Below are 18,599 nucleotides of genomic sequence, written 5' to 3'. Positions count from 1 at the left end.
GGCAATATGCAACCAGACGGGCACTTTTGAAATAAAGATGACAACCAATGTATTTTGCGATTGATACATAGGCGCATTACCATCACAGTCCGGAACAGCGTCATAAACACATTCCTCTTGGAATGAATGAACACAAGGCTGGAGGATGGCAGAAACCATAGCCGGCGGCCGCGTATTGATTGCGGACGATCACCCCTTGATTCGCGAAGGCCTGGGCATGGCCGCCCGCGCGGCGATGCCCGGCGTCACCGTCGATACGGCCGGCACGATCAGCGAGGCGCTCGACTCCCTGTCGCGCCATGGCAAATATCGCCTGATTCTGCTGGACTTCGTGCTACCCGACGCGCGCGGCTTTTCCGGCTTCCTGCAATTGCAGCATCAAGCGGGGCGAATACCGATCGCCCTTATTTCTGCCAATGAAAGCGCCACTTTGGTCGAAAGCGCGCGCGCTTTGGGCGCGGCCGGCTTTCTATACAAGACCCGCCCCTTCGACGATCTTGCCCGCGACATCCGCCGTATCGCGGAAGGACAGACCTGTTTCCCGACGGCCGAAACGGCCGGGGACGGCAGCACGTTGCGCGATCGTATCGCCAGCCTGTCCGGCGCGCAGTTGCGTGTATTGATCGCTTTGTCTGACGGGCGACTGAACAAGCAGATTGCCGCCGATCTCGACGTGTCGGAAGCCACGGTCAAAGCGCATCTGACCGCCATTTTCCGCAAGCTGGACGTCGGCAACCGGGCGCAGGCGCTGCTGGCAGTACAGCCGTTGCTGGGCGACGTCACGGCCGCGCGCCCGGCATGAACGGCGCACCGCCCCGTCCTCCGCGTGGCCTGCCCTTCCTGCTGCTTGCCCTGTTCGTGCCACTGGGCCTGGCCGCCCTTCTCTTCTGGCTGGGCGGCGAATATGGCCGCTGGAACGGCCTGCGTGAGGATGCCGACAGGAGTTTCGAACGGCGCGTGCTGCTGATCGACATTCTGTCCCAGTTGCGCGCCGCGGAATCCAGTCAGCGCGGCTATGTCATCACCCATGACCCCGAATTTACCGCCCGCTATGGCGAATGGCATGCCCATATCGAGCAGGCCTTCGCGAACGCCGACAGGCTTTATCGTGACGTTCCCGTACAGAGGGCAGGCTTTACCGGCCTGCACCGCCTGGCCAAAGCCAAGATCGCGGAAATGGACGAGGTATTGCGCCTCTACGCCACCCAAGGGCCGGAAGCCGCACGCAGGCGCGTCACCGACGGTGAAGGCAAACGGTTGATGGCGCGATTGCAGCATCAATTGGACATGGTGATCCGGGAAGAGCAGCGCATGGGCGACGCCCGTGTCATCGCCTATCGCAGCCGCACCGAGACGTTGCAGCGGGTGATGTGGATCCTGGTCGCGATCAGCAGCCTGTCGCTCGCCATCGCGCTGCTGGGCCTGTGGCGCCAGCGCCTGTCCCAATATCAGATCGAATTGCGCGGATATGCGGCGGCACAGCGTAACGAGACAATCCTCGACAGCACGATCGATCCGATCATCATCATCAATCCCAGCGGCACGATCGAAACGATCAACAAGGCCGCGTCGAAGATGCTGGGCTATGAACCGGCCGATCTTACACGACGCGATTTCGACGTGATTTCGGACATCGCACCTGGCGTCGGCAGCTTCCTCGATCGGATCGGGCTGGTCGATGGCGAGTTGAAAATGCCCTATTGGACCGATCGGCAGGTGCGTCATCACAGCGGCCGCCTGCTGCCCGTCGACATCGCCCTCGGCCTGATGCCACTGCCCGATGGCGACCATATCGTCATGTCGCTGCGTGACATCGTCCAGCGTAAGCGGATCGAACGGCTCAAGGATGATCTTATCTCCACCGTTAGCCACGAATTGCGCACACCGCTGACGTCGATCGTCGGCGCATTGGCACTGTTGCGGCTGGATACGGGCAACCATCTTCAGGAAGAGCAAGCCGGCCTGGTTGCCATCGCCGAAAACAACGCGCAACGGCTCATCCGTCTTATCAACGACATGCTCGACATCGACAGGATCGATTCAGGCAAGCTGCGCATGACCCTGGTCCCGACCGATCTACATCATGTGCTGATGCGCGCCTGCGACGATAATGGCGGTCTGGTCCATGCCGCCGGAGCGACGCTGCACCGGGCCGTCGCCGACGAACCCGTGATGATCCAGGCCGACGAGGAACGCCTGTTGCAGGTAGTCACCAACCTCCTGTCCAACGCGGTCAAGGCTGCGCCGGAGGGCAGCAAGGTCACGGTTGGCCTGCGCCGCAGCGCGGACGGTCGCCGCGCGACCGTCTATGTCGACGACCAAGGGCCGGGCATCCCGCAGGAATTCCGGTCGCGGATTTTCGGCCGGTTCGAACGCGCCGACGCCGATACGGCGGCGCCCGGCACAGGCCTTGGCCTCGCCATCGCGCGCGAGATCGTCAGCCAGCATGGCGGCGAATTGTGGTTCGAGGATGTCGCGGGCGGCGGTACCCGTTTCGCCTTCTCCCTGCCAGTCATGCTGCCCGTCTCCATCCCCCGCGACCGCCTGACCGACAGGGACGGCAGCGCCAGCATCCTCATCTGCGAAAGCAACCCTGCCATCGCCCGGCAGTTGCAATCGCAACTGTCGGAAGAAGGCTATGCCTGCCGGGTCGTCACCACCGCCCGCGCTGCACGGGATGCGATCACCGCCAATGGCTATAATCTACTGCTGCTCGACATGGCGCTCGACGACGCCGATGCCTTTCATTTTGCTCGCGAAGTGCGGCGGATCGAGGGGCCGAAGGAGTTGTCGATCCTGATGGTGTCAACCCCGGCCGGCGATGAAGCCGCGCCGCTTTCCCTCGATCTGGTCGACTGGATCGACAAACCGATCGACCCCAGCCGCCTCAAGGCCGCGATCGCTGCGTCCTTTCGCCATTCCGGGATCGACCGGCCGACCGTACTGCATCTGGACGATGACCAGGACACGCTGGAAATCACGGCCTCCGCGCTCAAGGGCATTGCCTATATCCTCAAGGCGACGACGCTGGCAGAGGCGCGCGCGCTGCTCCGCGTCGAAACGCCGCATCTGGCGATATTGGATGTCCATCTGGAAAGGGGGCTAGGCCTCGATCTGCTGCCCGACCTGGTGGACGAACAGGGCGTGGCCATTCCCACCATCATCTATTCCGCGCATGACATCGACGTGGAAATTGCGGGACAGATCGACGCCATATTGGTCAAGTCGCGCACATCGCTGCCCGATCTCAAGGCAACGGTGCGCCGTGTGGTCGCGACCCGCCATGCCAAGGGAGCAGGAGACGAGGGAGCATGAGCGAAGCGGACAGATTGCGCATTCTCTATGTCGATGACGACAAGGATATCCGGCACATCGTCAAATTGTCGCTCGCGCTCGATCCCGGCATCGAATTGCGCCTTTGCGCCGATGGGGCGGAAGCATTGCATGCAGCGAAAACAGACGGCTGGCGACCCGACCTCGTCATGCTGGACGTGATGATGCCGCGCATGGATGGCCCCACCCTGATGGTCGAGCTGCGCGACCTGCCCGGTTTTGCCGACAAGCCCTTTATCTTCGTCACCGCGCGCGCGCGCGAGGCCGACGTGCAAAGCTATCACGAAGCCGGCGCCAAGGGCGTGATATTAAAACCGTTCAACCCGCTGACCCTGGCCAGCAGCGTCCGTACGTTTGTGACTGGCTCGCAACCCTAGCCGACCTCCTGAATCACATTGCCATTGACCTGATCGGCACCGGTCTGATCCGTCTCGAAAAAGCCAAAGCCCATGGCGATGGCCAGCACCGCGATCACCAGCACAAGGCTGACCACCAATATATTGCGTGTCACCCGTGTGTGCGATCCGCTGCGCGCTTCCGTTTCCGACACATGGGTGACGACCTCGCCATCTTCCCGTTCCTTGTGCATCCCATATCTCCTTCATAGAGAGACAACAGGGGGCAACGGCACGAGTTCCGGATCAATCATTCATCCCCATCGGCCAGCATCCGCATGGCAGCCCCGTCCAAATCGTCATATTGGCCGCTCCGTAGCGCCAGGAAGAAAGCGCCAAGCGCCACCAGTCCGCACATCAGGGCGATGGGAATGAGGAGGACGAGGCCAGTCATTTCGCACTCCCGTTCAGGCGCAGGGCATTGGCGACGACGATCAGGGAGGAGAGCGACATGGCCACCGCAGCCACCAAAGGCGTGACTTTGCCCGCGATCGCCAGCGGCACCGCCAGGATATTATAGCCGATGGCGAGGCCAAAATTCTGCTTCACTACCTGCACCGTCCGGCGCGCAACGCGCAGAGTGACCACTACGGGCGCCAGCCTGTCGCCCAGGAAGACGGCGTCGGCAGTCAGCTGGCTGGCATCGCTGGCCGATGCGGGCGCCATGCTGGCATGCCCCGCCGCCAGCGCAGGCCCGTCATTGAGGCCGTCGCCGACCATCAATATCTTCTGCCCGCGCCGCTTCAGCCGTTCGATCAGCGCCAGCTTGTCGGCGGGGCGCAGATGGCCGATCGCGGTCGTGCCGGTCGCGCGCGCGACATCTTCCAGCGCTTCGGGCCGATCACCGCTGGCAATCAGGATCGTTAGTCCATCCGCGCGCAGCGACGCCACGACCTCAATCGCATCGGGCCGCAGCGTATCGGCAAAGCCGAGTAAGATCGCATGGTCGCCCCGCCGATATTCGCTGGCTAGACCGAACAAGCTGATAAGGCTGCGCGGCCGGGCGAGCGACACATTTTCATGCCCATGGCGCGCAAATATGCCTTCACCGGCAATCTCGCGCACATTCTCGATCGCGGCCGCCTCGCCCCCGTCCAGTGCCTGCCGCAGCGCATTGCTGAGCGGATGGCGACTGACGCATGCCAGCGCGAGCAGGATAGCCCTGTCCTGCGCATCCAGTCGGTCGAGATCGCGCGGCACCGGCCGCCCCAGCGTCAGCGTGCCGGTCTTGTCGAACACGACTTCGTCCACCTCGGCCAACCGTTCCAGCGCCGATCCATCCTTCACCAGCACGCCGCGCCGCATCAGCGCGCCGCAGGCCACCACCTGCGCCGCCGGCACCGCCAGCCCCAGCGCACAAGGACAGGTGATGAGCAGCACCGCGACGGCGATCAGCAACGCCTGATGCACGCCCGCGCCGGCCATCATCCACCCTGCGAAGGACAGCGCCGCCAGCAGATGCACGCACGGCGCGTAGAGCCGCGCGGCTCGGTCGGCCAGCCGCACATAGCGCGACCTGCCCTGCCCCGCCTGCTCCATCAACCGGGCGATATCGGCGATCACCGTATCGGCGCCCGCCGCCGTGACCATGACATGGATCGGCCCGTCGACATTCAGCGCGCCGGCCTGCACCAGATCGCCGGGGCCGGCGCGGACAGGCGCACTCTCGCCGGTCAGGAAGGCGACGTCCATGCCCGATACGCCTTCGACTACGCGCCCGTCCGCCGCCAGTCGTTCCCCCGCCGCGACCAGCATGTGCATCCCCGGTCGCAAGTCGGAGGCCTTCGTCCAATGGCTATGCCCCTGCCCGTCCAGCACCAGCGCGCCCGGCGCACTTTGTTTCAGCAAAGCCGCCACCCCGGCGCGCGCCCGCGCCCGCATCATGCTGTCCAGGCATCGGCCCGCCAGCAGGAAGAAGAGCAGCATCACCGCCCCGTCGAACCAGGCATGATCGCCGCCCGTCAGCGTCTCATACAGGCTCATCCCGGTCGTCAGCAGCACCCCAATGCTGATCGGCACGTCCATATTGGTGCGCCCCTGCCGCACGGCGGCGAAGGCGGAGCGAAAGAAGGGTTGGCCGGCATAGGCGACCGTCGGCAGCGCGATCAGCGCGGACAGCCAATGGAACATCTGCCGCGTCGCCCCGTCCGCCCCGGACCAGATGGACACGGACAGCAGCATGATGTTCATCGCGGCAAAGCCCGACACCGCCAATGCCCGGATCAATGCACGGTTCTCGTCTGCCGCAACATCGACACCCGGATCGGCCAGCGGTTCGGCGTCGAAGCCGATCGCGGCGATCGCCGCCTTAAGTGCGGGCGAATCCAGCATCGGATCATGGCGAATGGCGACGCGCCTGGCGGTCATGTTAACCCGCGCGCCGTCGATCCCCGGCACTTTGGCAAGTTCTTGTTCGATCTTGGCGATGCAGCTTGCGCAATGCAGCGCGGGGACGGCGAACAGGCTTTCGACGCTGGCGGGCGCGATAGCGTCCGCAACAAGAGGTTGGGTCGCCATCAGAAAACCTCCCGCAACAGATGCTGTTCGCCATGATCGATGTCGGCGCGGACCTGCCAGCGCCCGGCGGGCAGGCGGGCGTCACTGACATAGTGCCCCGCCGCCGCCTCATGGAACATAAGCTGTATATCGGGCGCTCGGCCCAGCGGATGCTCCGCTACCGCATCGATCCGGACGCCCGTCACCGCCACGCCCTTCGCATCGGTCAGCGTCAGCGCGACATGGCGGTCCGCATCCAGCACTATATCATCCTGCCAGCCGAGCCGGTCCTGCACCCGCGCCTGCGCCAGATAGCGATTGAACTTCTGGCTTTCGACATAGCTATTGTCGACCACCGTGCCGCCAAAGGAACGCACCGCGATGGTCGCCATCAGGACATTCACGGCGATCACCACGGCAAAGAAGGCGACCAATAGGCCGGTCATGTGCCAGCCGGTGAAGCGTCGGACGGGTCGGGTCTGCATGGCTTAGGGCCTTTCGAAACGGGCGAGTTCATGGTCGCCGCCGCCTTCGCGATCGGTGGCGCGGACGGTGAAGGTAAAGTCCTGGCGGGCGGTGCCGGCGGCGGGCGCAGCGATGAAGAGGCGCAGCTTGGCCACGCTGTCGGCGGGAACGGTAGCAGTGACGGTGGTTGCGGCCTGCTCGCGCGGCATGGCGTCGGTCCACAGCATCGCGCCGGACAGCCCCTCGACGGCGACCGTCACCGGGCGGGGCCGCGCCTCCATATTGCGGATCTTGACCATATAAGCGTTGCGGATCGCCCCGTCGGACAGGCGCACGAAGATCGGGTTGCGATCCTGCTGCGCGGCGATGTCGATCCGGGTACGCGCGCCCAGCGCGAACAGCATCGCCGCGCCGATCGACACCCATACCGTCGCATAGGCAAGAGTGCGTGGGCGGAGCAGCGTTTTCAGAACAGGCTTGGGCGCTGCACCCATTTTTTCCGCTTCCGCATCCTCCTGCGTGCAATAGTCGATCAGGCCGCGTGGCCGCCCGACCTGCGCCATCACCGTGTCACAGGCATCGATGCACAAGGCGCAAGTGATGCAGCCGACCTGTGCGCCATCGCGAATATCGATACCGGTCGGGCATACCGCAACGCACTGGTTGCAGTCGATACAGTCGCCGAAGAGGTCGGGACTGGCCTGCGCCTTCTTCACACTCCCGCGCTTTTCGCCGCGCCAGTCCTTATAAGTGACGACCAGCGAGGTTTCGTCCAGCATGGCGGTCTGAATACGTGGCCAGGGGCACATATAGATGCACACCTGTTCCCGCATGAAGCCGCCCAGCAGGAAAGTCGTCGCGGTCAGCACGGCCACGGTGGCATAAGCCACCGGCGCAGCGCCGCCGGTCCAGAATGCATGGCTAAGGCCGGGCGCATCGGCGAAGTAGAAGATCCAGGCGCCGCCGGTGGCGAAGGCGATGGCCAGCCAGATGCTCCATTTGGCAAGGCGGCGGGCCAGCTTCGCCGCGCTCCAAGGTGCCTTCGCCAGCCGGATCTGCGCATTACGGTCGCCATCGATCGCGCGCTCGACATGCTGATACAGGTCGGTCCACACCGTTTGCGGGCAGGCATAGCCGCACCATGCCCGGCCCACCGCCGACGTCACCAGAAACAGCCCGATCCCGGCCATGATGAGCAGCCCGGCGACATAGTAAAATTCATGCGGCCAGATTTCGATCGCGAACATGTAAAAGCGTCGGTGTGCCAGATCGACCAGCACCGCCTGATCGGGCGCGTAAGGCCCGCGATCCCAGCGCAGCCAGGGCGTGCCCCAGTAGATCGCCAGCGTCACCGCCATGATCGCCCATTTGAGGCGCCGATAGAAACCATCGACCGCCTTGGGATAGACACCCTTGCGCTTTTCGTAGAGGTCGGACGCGCCGGTCGGCATCAGCATCCTCTCCTCCCCGATACGGGGAGGGGGACCGCCGCGAAGCAGTGGTGGAGGGGGCGTGCCCCCAGACGCCAAATTTGCGTCCGAAGGCTAGCCCCCTCCGTCAGCCCTTCGGGCTGCCACCTCCCCGTGCCGGGGAGGAATGCCTCACTGTGCCGCATGGCCTGCTTCCGCTGGCGTCGATTCACCCCCGCCCAGGCTGTGGACATAGGTCGCGAGCATGCGGATCGTGGCCTTGTCCAGCTTGTCGTCCCAGCGCGGCATCACGCCCTGACGGCTGTTCCTCACGGTTTCATGGATCGTCTCCGCGTCGCCGCCATAGAGCCAGATGCCGTCGGTCAGGTTCGGCGCACCCAGCGCTCGGTTGCCCTTGCCATCCGGGCCATGGCAAACCGCGCAATTGTCGGCGAAGACCTGTGCGCCGCGCTGCGACGCCGCGCTCGCCTTGTCCTGACGGCTGATGACTCGGACATGGGCGACGACATCGTTGATCTGTGCGCTGGTCAGCAACTGGTCACGGCCGAAGGCGGGCATCATCGATACGCGCGTTTCGGCGTGGTCGGGGTTGCGCACGCCGTCGGTGATCGTCTTTTCGATCGTGGTGAGGTCGCCGCCCCACAGCCAGTCGTCATCGTTGAGATTGGGATAGCCCTTCGCGCCCGCCGCACCGGAGCCATGGCACTGGACGCAATGGACCTTGAACGCGGCGCGCCCGCCCTCGACCGCTGCCTGCATCAGTTGCGGCTTGGCGGACAGGTCGGTGATGGCCGTATCGGCGATCGCCCGCCGCAACGGCGCGACTTCCGCTTCGCGCGCCGCCAGTTCCTTGTCCAGCGCCCCTCGGCTCGACCAGCCCAAAACCCCACGCGTATAATCGTGCAACATCGGGATCGCCGGATAGGCAATCACATAGCCGATGGCGAAGATGATGGTCGCGTAGAAAGTCCACAGCCACCAGCGCGGCAGCGGCGTATCCAGTTCGGCGATGCCGTCCCACTCATGCCCTTTGAGTTCGGTGCCGGTGGCGACGTCGATTGTCTTGTCCTGTCCGTCAGCCATGGTCGGCCTCTATATGGTCATTCTTGAAGATCATCGTGGCGGCGTCGCGGCTGTGCCGGCGGCCACGCGGCAGGAAGTGCCAGCCGACGAGGACGAGATAGGTCGCCCCCATGAAGACCAGCCCCCAGCTGTCGGCGAAGTGGCGCAAGGCGTCGTAGCTCATCGCGGCGTCTCCTGGGGCTTGGCGGCGTCCACATCGACCAAGGTGCCGGTCATCTGGAGGTAGGCGACCAGTGCATCCATCTCGGTCAGCTTGGCGGGATTGCCGTCGAAATCGCGCTGCTGCGCCTTGGGATAGCGTTTGAGCAGGTCGGCGGCGTCGGCATTAGGATCGGCCTGCGCCTTCAGGTCGTCATTGGCCTTGGCCACATCATCCTTGCTATAGGGGACACCCACCCGCGTCAGTGCGGTCAGGTCGTCGCGCATATCGCCTGCCTTCAACTCTCGCTCGGCGAGGAAGGGATAAGTTGGCATGATGGACTCCGGCACCACGGCGCGCGGGTCTTTCAAATGCTGGACATGCCATTCGTCGGAATAGCGACCGCCCACGCGGGCAAGATCCGGCCCGGTGCGTTTCGACCCCCATTGGAAGGGATGGTCGTACATGCTCTCCGCCGCCAGGCTGTAATGGCCATAGCGTTCCGTCTCGTCGCGGAAGGGGCGGATCATCTGGCTGTGGCAGTTGTAGCAGCCTTCGCGGATATAGATGTTCCGGCCCGCCAGTTCGAGCGGGGTATAGGGGCGCATGCCCTCCACTTTCTCGATCGTATTGTCGATCCAGAAGAGCGGCGCGATTTCCACGATGCCACCGATGGCGACGACGATGAGGGAGGCAATGCCCAGCAGCGAGATATTCCGCTCCAGCTTGCCATGGTCGAAGAATTTGGAAGCCATGATGGCGTCTCCTTATGCAGGCTGGGCAGCGATGAGAGGCTTGTCGGCGCCGGCATCATAGGCCGCGCCGCGCATCGGCTTCTCTTCGCGCAGGGGTTTGCCCGCGATGGTCATGCCGATGTTCCAGGCCATGATGATCGCGCCGCTGAGGTACAGCAGACCGCCCGCCGCGCGGATCAGATACATGGGCAGCATCGCGCTCACGACTTCGGAGAAGCTGTAGACGAGATAGCCGTCGGCCCCATATTCGCGCCACATCAACCCCTGCATGATGCCCGCAACCCACATGGCGGCGGCGTAAAGGACGATCCCCAGCGTCGCGAGCCAGAAGTGCCAGTTAACGAGGCGCAGCGAGTAGAGCCGTTCCCGTTTCCACAGGCGCGGCGTCAGATAATAGAGGCAGGCGAAGGTGATGAGGCCGTTCCAGCCCAATGCGCCGCTATGCACATGGCCGATGGTCCAGTCGGTATAGTGGGACAGGCTGTTGACCGCCTTTACCGACATGACTGGCCCTTCGAAGGTGGACATGCCGTAGAAGGCCAGCGCCATCACCATCATGCGGATGATCGGATCGGTGCGGATCTTGTCCCATGCGCCGTTCAGCGTCATCAGGCCGTTGATCATGCCGCCCCAACTGGGCATCCACAGCATGATCGAAAAGACCATGCCCAGCGTCTGCGCCCAGTCGGGCAGCGCGGTGTAATGGAGGTGGTGTGGCCCCGCCCAGATATAGAGGAAGATCAGCGACCAGAAATGGATGATCGACAGGCGATAGCTGTAGACCGGCCGTTCCGCCTGTTTGGGTACGAAATAATACATCATGGCCAGGAAGCCGGCGGTCAGGAAGAAGCCCACCGCATTATGGCCGTACCACCATTGCGTCAGCGCATCCTGTACCCCGGCAAAGGCGCTATAGCTTTTGGAGCCGAGCAGGCTGACCGGCATCGACAGATTGTTGACGATGTGCAGCATCGCGATCGTCAGGATGAAGGCGAGATAGAACCAGTTCGCCACATAGATATGCGGCTCGGACCGCTTGATGACGGTGCCGCCGAAGACGATCAGATAGCAGACCCAGACGATCGTCAGCCACAGATCGACATACCATTCCGGCTCGGCATATTCCTTGCCCTCGGTGATGCCCATCAGATAGCCGGTCGCGGCCAGCACGATGAAGAGCTGATAGCCCCAGAAGACGAAGTCGGCGAGTTTGGGCGAGAAAAGCCGCGCGCGGCAGGTGCGTTGCACGACATAGAAGCTGGTCGCGATCAGCGCATTGCCGCCAAAGGCGAAGATGACCGCCGATGTATGTAGCGGACGCAGGCGTCCGAAGCTGGTATATTCAAGGCCGAGGTTGAGCGCCGGGAAGGCCAGCTGGAGCGCAATATAGAGGCCCGCCAGAAAGCCGGCGAGGCCCCAGAAGACCGTCGCGATCACGCCCCAGCGGATGACGTCGTCATAATATCTGCCCTGATCGGCGGGCATTTTCATGAGGCCCCGCGCAAAGCCCGCATAGTCGGCGCTGCGCATGGCATAGATGACCAGTCCCAGCGCGGTCGCGCTCACAATCCCCATATGGACGGCAAATCCGCTGTCGCGCGCGCCCAGCATCGCCGCAAAGGCGATCAGCGCCACCGCGAACCAGCCGCCCGTCCGCATCACCAATCTGTCCATGGCCTTGTCCCCGCATCAGCTCTTTGCGGCGCTCCATCGGACAGGCGCCGCGCTTATGCCTTGATCCCTGTCAAAAGCGGGCGGCGCGGTCTTTACGGGATAGTGCGTAGGGAGGTGGGTCAGTTGCCAATCATCCGTTCGCCCTGAGCGAAGTCGAAGGGCAAGTCTGAGCGAAGCGAAGACATTTCGCTCTGCTCAATGAAGGGCTTCGACTTCGCTCAGCCCGAACGGACATTGGGCTAACCCGCGTCGGCCAAAGCCTCCAGCGCGCCTGCATCCACCAGCCTTACGCCGCGCCGGCCGATCAGGTCGATGACGCCCGTGCGCTTCAGCTCGGTCATCTGGCGCGAGACGGTTTCGATGGTGGTGCCCAATATGTCGGCGATCTGCTGGCGCGACAGGGGCAGTGCGATCACCCCGTCCGCGTCCGCACGCAGCCGCCGCCCCATGTCGAGCAGGAAGGTCGCGACCTTTTCCCGCGCAGTCTTGCGGCCCAGCAGCAGCATCCAGTCGCGGGTACGGTCGAGGTCGTCGAGCGTCCGCTGAAGCAACCGGTGCTGCAATTCGCCATGGCGCATCGCAAAACCGTCGAAACTGCCGCGCGGAAACAGGCAGAGCCGCGCGTCGGTCAGTGCGGTCACGCTATGCGGCGTGCGCGCACCGAAGGGGCGACCGATGAAATCGGACGCATAGACCACGCCCACGATCTGCTCGCGCCCGTCGCCGGTGGAGGTGGCGAGTTTCAGCGTCCCTTCGATCACATTGGCGACGACGGTGCTGTCGTCCCCTTCCCACATCACCGTCTGCCCGGCCTGAAGCGTGACGCGCCGCCCGATCCGGCTGAGCGCCTCCCGATCGCCGTCATTGAGGTCCGCGCAGATGGCATGGTCGCGCACCACGCAGGCGTCGCAGGACTGGCCGCTACAGGGACGGGCCATGGGCGGAGGGGCGACATTTTGCGCCATGTCAAATCGCATATCCATGCCCGGTGCATGACGGGCGCGCAGGTCGCGACCTATCCGTAAATGTCCTTAAAGGCGGGTGAGATCGGACGATGCCGAATAGGAAATAGCGCGCTTAACTTCGCACATTTCCCGCTGAATGCGACATTTGCGAACAACTGTTGGAAATTTTGTTGCGAGAGCGGTGCGGAGTAACCCAGCGCGCTTATAGCAAGTGCAGCGATGATAGGACAGAGTCGGCTATGGCGGATTTGGGTGGTGAGGGGACGTTTCTTACCCCTCTCCCTTGAGGGTCGGCCAGAGTCACGTGCCTCTGGCCGAGGCTGCGTAGACTTGGCAACTTGTTGCCTAGTCGTAGCTGGGTGAGGGGGATAACCTCACGGCAGTAGGCCAATCTTGCGCCAATCCCCCTCATCCAACTTCGCCTAACCGCTCTGCGGTAAGGCTTCGTATCCTTCTCCCTCCGAGGGAGAAGGAACGTCTCAAAATCGCCGCTACCCGCCCGCCACTTCCACGCCCTCACTTGCGTGAAACGCGATGCGCAGGGCTTCGGCGAGGCTCTTGACCTCCAGCTTCTGCATCAGATTGGCGCGGTGGATTTCGACCGTCCTGGGGCTGATGCCCAGATCATAGGCGATGCTCTTGTTGGGCAGCCCCTCGACCAGCCCGTTCAGCACGTCGCGTTCCCGGTCGGTCAGTATGTTCAATCGCGCCTGTGCCTCCTGCGCGCGGGCGCTCGCGCCCCGCGCGGCGATCGACTGGCGGTGCGCGGCCTCGATACAGGCGATCAGCGCGGCTTTCTCGAACGGCTTTTCGATGAAGTCGCTGGCGCCCGCCTTCATTGCGGCGACCGCCATGTCGATGTCGCCATGGCCGGTCATGATGACGACCGGCAGCATCACGCCACGCGCGCGCAGCTCCTGCTGCACCGCCATGCCGTCGATATCGGGCATGCGCACGTCCAGCAGCACGCAGCCGGGCGGCAGATCGGCCGCCTCCTTCAGGAAGGTATGCCCCCCTTCGAACAGGCGGACGGCATAGCCGCTCGTCTTGAGCATGAAGGATAGCGACCGGCGGATCGCATCGTCATCATCGACGACATAAATGGGATAGGGCTCGCTCATGCGCGTCTCCGGCTCAGTCTTCGGCGATATCGAGGGTGAAGTGGAAGGCGGTGCCGCCCCATGGCGAGGGCGCAGCCCAGATGCGGCCGCCATGCCCCTCCACGATGGTCTGGCTGATCGACAGGCCCACGCCCATGCCGCGCGCCTTGGTGGTGGAAAAGGGGGTGAAGAGCGTGCGCGACATGTCCGGGTCCAGCCCCGGTCCGCTGTCGGCGACGATCACCTCCACCTTGCCCGGTGCGTCGGTGGCGGGGGTTGCGGTCACGCGCAGGATGCGGACCGGGCTGTCCTGCATCGCCTCCACCGCATTTTTGACGAGGTTGATGACCACCTGCTGCAATTGCACCCGGTTCACGAACACCCTGTCGATGGCAGGATCGACGCTGACGTCCATGTCGATGCCCCGGCTGTCGATGCCGATGAAGGCCAGAGCCGCCCCCTCCGCCAGCAATCCGCGCAAGGGTTCGGGCTGGCGCATGGTTTCGCCGCGCTTGATGAATTCGCGCAGCGAGCGGATGATTTCCCCGGCCCGTAGCGCCTGCCCAGCGCTTTCGTTCATCGCCTCGCGCAACATGTCGCGGTCGACGGGGCCATCCCCATCCAGCAGATCGCGCCCCGCCTCCATATAATTGGCGATAGCGGTCAGCGGCTGGTTCAGTTCATGCGCCAGCGCGGCGGCCAGCGTGCCCATGGCGGTGACGCGCCCGGCATGGGCGAGTTCGGCCTGCAAATCGGCGACGCGCCGTTCCGCCTGCTGCCGTTCGGTCAGGTCGCGGATGAAGCCGGTGAAAAGACGGCGTCCTTCCGTCTCCACTTCCCCCACCGACAATTCGATGGGGAAAGTCGATCCATCCCGCCGCCGCGCGCTGGTCAGCCGGCCGATGCCGATGATGCGCCGTTCGCCGGTGGTAAGATAATGGTCGATATAGCCATCATGCCGTTCGCGATCGGGCGATGGCATCAGCATGGAGATATTCCCCCCCCAGCACATCGCCTTCGGCATATTGGAACATGCGCTGCGCCGCCGGGCTGAACGATACGATCCGTCCGCGCATGTCGATGACGATCAGTGCATCGGGCACGGTGGTCAGGATCGACCCCAGCAGCGCCTGTTCCAGACTATGGTCGCGCATGCCCAATCCGTCGGTGTCGTCGTCCGCTACTGCCATCGGGGAATCATGCCGTCCTTTGCCTGCGCCAGCAAGAGTGGCGACCCTGATCCGGTTAGGCGCCCGCGTCCATGCCCGCCATCCGGGATAGTCCGTATTTCGCGTGGCAGCGGAAGCGGTCAGACAGGGCAGCATGACCTGGACCACGATACGCCTGGAACTTGCCCGCACGCCCGCCTTCCCCAATGGCTCGGCCGCGCGCAGCTATGTGATGCGGCTGCCGCTGGGGCCGGACGGGCGGATCGACGAGCAGGAATATCGCCATCATCCCGAATATGCGACCGTGCGCCGCTTCTGGCCCAACGAGCCGGACCGGCACGGCCATTTGCTGCGCACGGCGGAGGGATGGGCGCTGACATACAATCCGCATGAGGCGCCATACCGGCTGGAGGCGACGATGATCCGGTCGGGTAGTCATCTGACGCTGATCGAGCCGGGCGGCGAAGGGATGCCTTTTGAAGTGAAGGCCGTCGGGTCCATTTAGAGCATCGAGCGTTAAATTTGGATCACCTGATTTCCGTTCGTCCTGAGCCTGTCGAAGGACGTTGGGCAACGTCCTTCGACAGGCTCAGGACGAACGGATCATATTTAAAGCGCGCGGCTTTGATCCCTTCGTCATTGCGAGCGGCCAATTGGCCGGCGGCGGCCCGACCGGACCGCCGCCCCCCTCTCCTCACAGTTTGAACCCGACGCCCACGCCCACCACCAGCGGGTCGAGGTTGACGCGCACCTTCTGCACGCCCGCCGCCGTGGTGGACAGGCGCGCGGTGGTGTCGATGTCGATATATTTGACGTCGATATTGAGGAACATGCGGTCGTTGAGGTCGATGTCGACGCCCGCCTGCGCCGCCCAGCCGAAGCTGTCGGACATATGCACCTTCGTCCTGCCGACCGCGCCCTCCAGACCGCTCGACGCATCCTCATTGTAGAAGAGCGTATAGTTGACGCCCGCGCCGACATAGGGGCGGATCTTGCCTTCGGGCAGGAAATGATATTGGGCCGTCAGCGTCGGCGGCAGCACCCAGGTCGATGCCAGCTTGCCGATCGAACCGGTCGTGCCGCTGCGGCCGCTGGCGGAATGTCTGGTGGTCGCGGCGATCAGTTCGAAACCGACATGGTCGCTCGCCATCCAGGTGAAGTCGACTTCGGGCGTCACCGCATTGTCGACGCTCACCTTTTCGCCGGGGAAGCCGGGCAGCACGCTGCCGCTCTTTTCATTGGGGGCGACCATGATGCCGCGCACGCGGATCAGCACATCGCCCTGCTTCGCCTGTGCCGGGGTGGCGAGCCCGCCGACGATGGCGGCGGCGCCCAGCAAAATGGCTTTCCTGTTCATTAGGAGTCTCCTTCCCTTCCGGTTGGTGACTGCCCTTTGCGCCCGGCCGATCAGCCCGGCATTGATCCGGCGCAAGCTGCAATTTGATGTGGCGCAATGCGTGGAAGTGGCGCCCGTGCGATCCGGCCGCCATGTGGACCTATCATCCCGATCTGCTCGCCCGGCCGGTGCCGCGCTACACCAGCTATCCCACCGCCGCCCAGTTCAGCGACGCCGTGGGGGAGGCGGACCTGCTGGCACGGCTGGACGCGCTGGAGCCGGACACGCCGCTGTCGCTCTATGTCCACATCCCCTATTGCCATGACATATGCTGGTATTGCGGCTGCAACACCGGCGCGGCCAATCGCACCCAGCGGCTGACCGCCTATGTCGAGGCGCTGGAGCGGGAGATGGCGATGGTCGCCGCCCGGCTGGGCGGATGCGGGCGGGTGCGGCGCATCGCCTTTGGCGGGGGCAGCCCCAATTCGCTGCCGCTGGTCGATTTCATCCGCTTCTTGCAGCAGCTGACCCGCTGCTTCGATGCGGGGGACGCGCATATCTCGGTCGAGTTGGACCCGCGCCGGCTGGATGGCCCATGGATTGCGGCGATGGCGGCCATGGGGGTGGACCGGGTCAATCTGGGCGTACAGACCTTCACCCCGGCGGTGCAGGCGCGGATCGGCCGGGTCCAGCCACACGACTTGGTGGAACGCGCGGTGGAGGGGTTCGCCCGTGCCGACGTGTCCGTTGGGTTCGACCTGATGTACGGCCTGCCGGGGCAGGTGATAGACGATCTGACCGCGACGCTCGACGCCAGCATCGCCATGGCACCGGCGCGAATCGCGCTGTTCGGCTATGCCCATATGCCGCGCCTGCTGCCGCGCCAGCAGCGGATCGACGCCAGCGACCTGCCCGATCTTGCAAGCCGGTTCGCCATGGCGGCGCAAGGGCATGATAGGCTGGTCGCGGCGGGCTATCAGGCGATCGGCTTCGACCATTTTGCTTTGCCGGGCGACAGTCTGGCGCAGGCCGCGCGCGACGGGCGGCTGCGGCGCAATTTTCAGGGCTTTACCGAGGACGATGCCGATGTTCTGATCGGCATGGGAGCAAGCGCGATCAGCGCCTTTCCCGACCTGCTGATCCAGAATGAAAAGCGCGCTGGTCCGTATCGCGAGGCGATTGCCGCTGGCCGCCTGCCCGCCACGCGGGGCGTGGCACGTGACGGTGAGGATCGGCAACGCAGCCATATCATCGAGGCGCTGCTTTGCCGGGGAGAGGCGCATGTCGGCGCGACGCCGATGCCCGACCTGTCCAGTTTCGCAGCGCTGGGACTGGTCCAGTGCAGCGAGAGGCGCGTATTGCTGACGCCCGCCGCGCGGCCCTATGCCCGCGCCATCGCGGCGCGCTTCGACGCCTATCTGGCGGTCGAGGAAAAGCGGTTCAGCCATGCTGTCTAGCGCCGCACCATGGCTGGCGGCGATGGCATGCCTCAACCTGGCCGCCGCGGCGCTGCCAGTGCCGGCGGATGCGCGCGCCATCCCCTTTTGCGGGACGCCGCCGCCCGGATGGCTACCACCGGGCCATCGCGAGCCGGCCCGGCCACCCCTGCCGGGCGGCGGCTGCCATGTCATTTTATGCGCTGGCGATCGGGAGAAGGACTTGGTGTGGGACGACCCGTCACACCTGTAGACACCATTGTCGCAGGGCGACCCGCATGCTATGATCAGCATCAGGGCGCATCATATTTTTGAATCATCGTCGATGATGGAGCGGTTCATGACGAACCCTGCGCATGTCATGGTGCTTGGCCTTCTTGCCAGCGGATGCGTGACGGACACGTCCGCGGACGCTTCTGCGCCTCCAGCCGAAACGCGCCGTTTGCCCGGCACCGGCGGAATCATGGCGCCGCCATCCGACCCTGAAGCGGCGATTCGATCCGAGTTTGCAGCAATCGAGCGCAAGGGTACGGCACAGGCCTATGCCCTGTTCGCGCATCGCCATCCTGATCACGCTCTGGCCGATGAAGCCCGGCGCCGGGCTGCTACGCTGGATGCAAAGGCTCCGCGTACCGCTAATCCCACCCCTTGCCCGGAGGACGATCCGCGCAATTGTGCGCCGGCTTCCTGATTTTACGTGAATTCGCCTTCACTAAAATCGAAACAATACAACATGCTATAGTTTTACTTATACTATGCCGTTGATTTATTGACACAATGTAATGCTTGGCATGGAATAGAAATAGTGCCATGAGTGCCGGCA

19 protein-coding genes and 1 pseudogene are annotated in these 18,599 nt (G+C 64.1%); 7 read left to right on the top strand and 13 right to left on the bottom strand.

Going from position 1 to position 18,599, the window contains the following annotated elements; all coding sequences use genetic code 11:
• Positions 1-145: 145 nt before the first annotated feature.
• From RQH62_RS11865 to RQH62_RS11855, 3 genes are read left to right on the top strand one after another with little or no spacing between them, the layout of a single operon-like run.
• Positions 146-802 carry a response regulator transcription factor gene (locus RQH62_RS11865; protein WP_311268962.1) on the top strand — a complete coding sequence of 219 codons (657 nt, stop codon included), beginning with the start codon at positions 146-148 and terminating at the stop codon, positions 800-802.
• Positions 799-3,315 carry an ATP-binding protein gene (locus RQH62_RS11860; protein WP_311268961.1) on the top strand — a complete coding sequence of 839 codons (2,517 nt, stop codon included), beginning with the start codon at positions 799-801 and terminating at the stop codon, positions 3,313-3,315. The genes RQH62_RS11865 and RQH62_RS11860 overlap by 4 nt, the downstream gene beginning before the upstream one ends.
• Positions 3,312-3,710 (top strand): response regulator, encoded by a 399-nt coding sequence (locus RQH62_RS11855; RefSeq protein ID WP_311268960.1) that lies wholly within the window; start codon positions 3,312-3,314, stop codon positions 3,708-3,710. Before RQH62_RS11860 ends, RQH62_RS11855 begins: the two co-directional genes overlap by 4 nt.
• Here the strand turns inward: RQH62_RS11855 and RQH62_RS11850 are convergent.
• The 12 genes and pseudogenes from RQH62_RS11850 to RQH62_RS11795 all read right to left on the bottom strand — a co-directional run bounded on the left by RQH62_RS11850 (position 3,707) and on the right by RQH62_RS11795 (position 15,025).
• Positions 3,707-3,922 carry a hypothetical protein gene (locus RQH62_RS11850; protein WP_311268959.1) on the bottom strand — a complete coding sequence of 72 codons (216 nt, stop codon included), beginning with the start codon at positions 3,920-3,922 and terminating at the stop codon, positions 3,707-3,709. The genes RQH62_RS11855 and RQH62_RS11850 overlap by 4 nt on opposite strands.
• Positions 3,923-3,978: 56 nt before the next feature.
• The gene (ccoS, locus tag RQH62_RS11845; RefSeq protein ID WP_311268958.1) at positions 3,979-4,122 is read right to left on the bottom strand and encodes a cbb3-type cytochrome oxidase assembly protein CcoS; all 144 of its coding nucleotides are present in this window, start codon (positions 4,120-4,122) and stop codon (positions 3,979-3,981) included.
• Positions 4,119-6,245 (bottom strand): heavy metal translocating P-type ATPase, encoded by a 2,127-nt coding sequence (locus tag RQH62_RS11840; protein WP_311268957.1) that lies wholly within the window; start codon positions 6,243-6,245, stop codon positions 4,119-4,121. Before RQH62_RS11840 ends, ccoS begins: the two co-directional genes overlap by 4 nt.
• Positions 6,245-6,709 (bottom strand): FixH family protein, encoded by a 465-nt coding sequence (locus tag RQH62_RS11835; RefSeq protein WP_311268956.1) that lies wholly within the window; start codon positions 6,707-6,709, stop codon positions 6,245-6,247. The genes RQH62_RS11840 and RQH62_RS11835 overlap by 1 nt, the downstream gene beginning before the upstream one ends.
• A gap of 3 nt (positions 6,710-6,712) precedes the next feature.
• Positions 6,713-8,140: a cytochrome c oxidase accessory protein CcoG gene (gene ccoG, locus RQH62_RS11830; protein ID WP_405053542.1), complete on the bottom strand. Its 1,428-nt coding sequence runs from the start codon at positions 8,138-8,140 to the stop codon at positions 6,713-6,715.
• Positions 8,141-8,290: 150 nt separating this feature from the next.
• Positions 8,291-9,202 carry a cytochrome-c oxidase, cbb3-type subunit III gene (gene ccoP / locus RQH62_RS11825; protein ID WP_311268954.1) on the bottom strand — a complete coding sequence of 304 codons (912 nt, stop codon included), beginning with the start codon at positions 9,200-9,202 and terminating at the stop codon, positions 8,291-8,293.
• Positions 9,195-9,365 (bottom strand): cbb3-type cytochrome c oxidase subunit 3, encoded by a 171-nt coding sequence (locus RQH62_RS11820; RefSeq protein ID WP_311268953.1) that lies wholly within the window; start codon positions 9,363-9,365, stop codon positions 9,195-9,197. The genes ccoP and RQH62_RS11820 overlap by 8 nt, the downstream gene beginning before the upstream one ends.
• A complete protein-coding gene (gene ccoO / locus RQH62_RS11815) occupies positions 9,362-10,096 on the bottom strand; it encodes a cytochrome-c oxidase, cbb3-type subunit II (protein WP_311268952.1) in 735 nt (244 codons plus the stop codon). Before ccoO ends, RQH62_RS11820 begins: the two co-directional genes overlap by 4 nt.
• A 12-nt stretch (positions 10,097-10,108) precedes the next feature.
• Positions 10,109-11,770 carry a cytochrome-c oxidase, cbb3-type subunit I gene (gene ccoN, locus RQH62_RS11810; protein ID WP_311268951.1) on the bottom strand — a complete coding sequence of 554 codons (1,662 nt, stop codon included), beginning with the start codon at positions 11,768-11,770 and terminating at the stop codon, positions 10,109-10,111.
• A gap of 239 nt (positions 11,771-12,009) precedes the next feature.
• Entirely contained in the window at positions 12,010-12,753 is a 744-nt protein-coding gene (locus tag RQH62_RS11805) for a Crp/Fnr family transcriptional regulator (protein ID WP_311268950.1), read from the bottom strand.
• 473 nt (positions 12,754-13,226) lie between these two features.
• Positions 13,227-13,856: a response regulator FixJ gene (gene fixJ / locus RQH62_RS11800; RefSeq protein WP_311268949.1), complete on the bottom strand. Its 630-nt coding sequence runs from the start codon at positions 13,854-13,856 to the stop codon at positions 13,227-13,229.
• Between the two features lie 13 nt (positions 13,857-13,869).
• Positions 13,870-15,025, bottom strand: a pseudogene (locus RQH62_RS11795) (sensor histidine kinase).
• 133 nt (positions 15,026-15,158) lie between these two features.
• Here RQH62_RS11795 and RQH62_RS11790 point away from each other — a divergent pair.
• Entirely contained in the window at positions 15,159-15,509 is a 351-nt protein-coding gene (locus RQH62_RS11790; protein ID WP_311268948.1) for a hypothetical protein, read from the top strand.
• A 189-nt stretch (positions 15,510-15,698) separates the two neighbouring features.
• Here RQH62_RS11790 and RQH62_RS11785 read toward each other — a convergent pair whose 3' ends face one another.
• Positions 15,699-16,361, bottom strand: a complete 663-nt coding sequence (locus tag RQH62_RS11785; RefSeq protein ID WP_311268947.1) for an OmpW family outer membrane protein — start codon at positions 16,359-16,361, stop codon at positions 15,699-15,701.
• Positions 16,362-16,492: 131 nt separating this feature from the next.
• On the opposite strand from RQH62_RS11785, the gene hemN reads away from it, so the two are divergent.
• From hemN to RQH62_RS11770, 3 genes are all read left to right on the top strand, one after another.
• Complete coding sequence (gene hemN, locus RQH62_RS11780; protein ID WP_311268993.1) at positions 16,493-17,797, top strand: oxygen-independent coproporphyrinogen III oxidase; 1,305 nt, start codon at positions 16,493-16,495, stop codon at positions 17,795-17,797.
• Complete coding sequence (locus RQH62_RS11775) at positions 17,787-18,029, top strand: hypothetical protein (RefSeq protein WP_311268946.1); 243 nt, start codon at positions 17,787-17,789, stop codon at positions 18,027-18,029. The genes hemN and RQH62_RS11775 overlap by 11 nt, the downstream gene beginning before the upstream one ends.
• 87 nt (positions 18,030-18,116) lie before the next feature.
• Positions 18,117-18,467 (top strand): hypothetical protein, encoded by a 351-nt coding sequence (locus tag RQH62_RS11770; RefSeq protein ID WP_311268945.1) that lies wholly within the window; start codon positions 18,117-18,119, stop codon positions 18,465-18,467.
• The last annotated feature ends 132 nt before the right edge of the window (positions 18,468-18,599 follow it).

The organism is Sphingobium sp. WCS2017Hpa-17 (assembly GCF_031843765.1).
In the GTDB taxonomy this organism is placed as follows: Bacteria; Pseudomonadota; Alphaproteobacteria; order Sphingomonadales; family Sphingomonadaceae; genus Sphingobium.
This window is presented reverse-complemented; position numbering and strand designations above follow the sequence as displayed.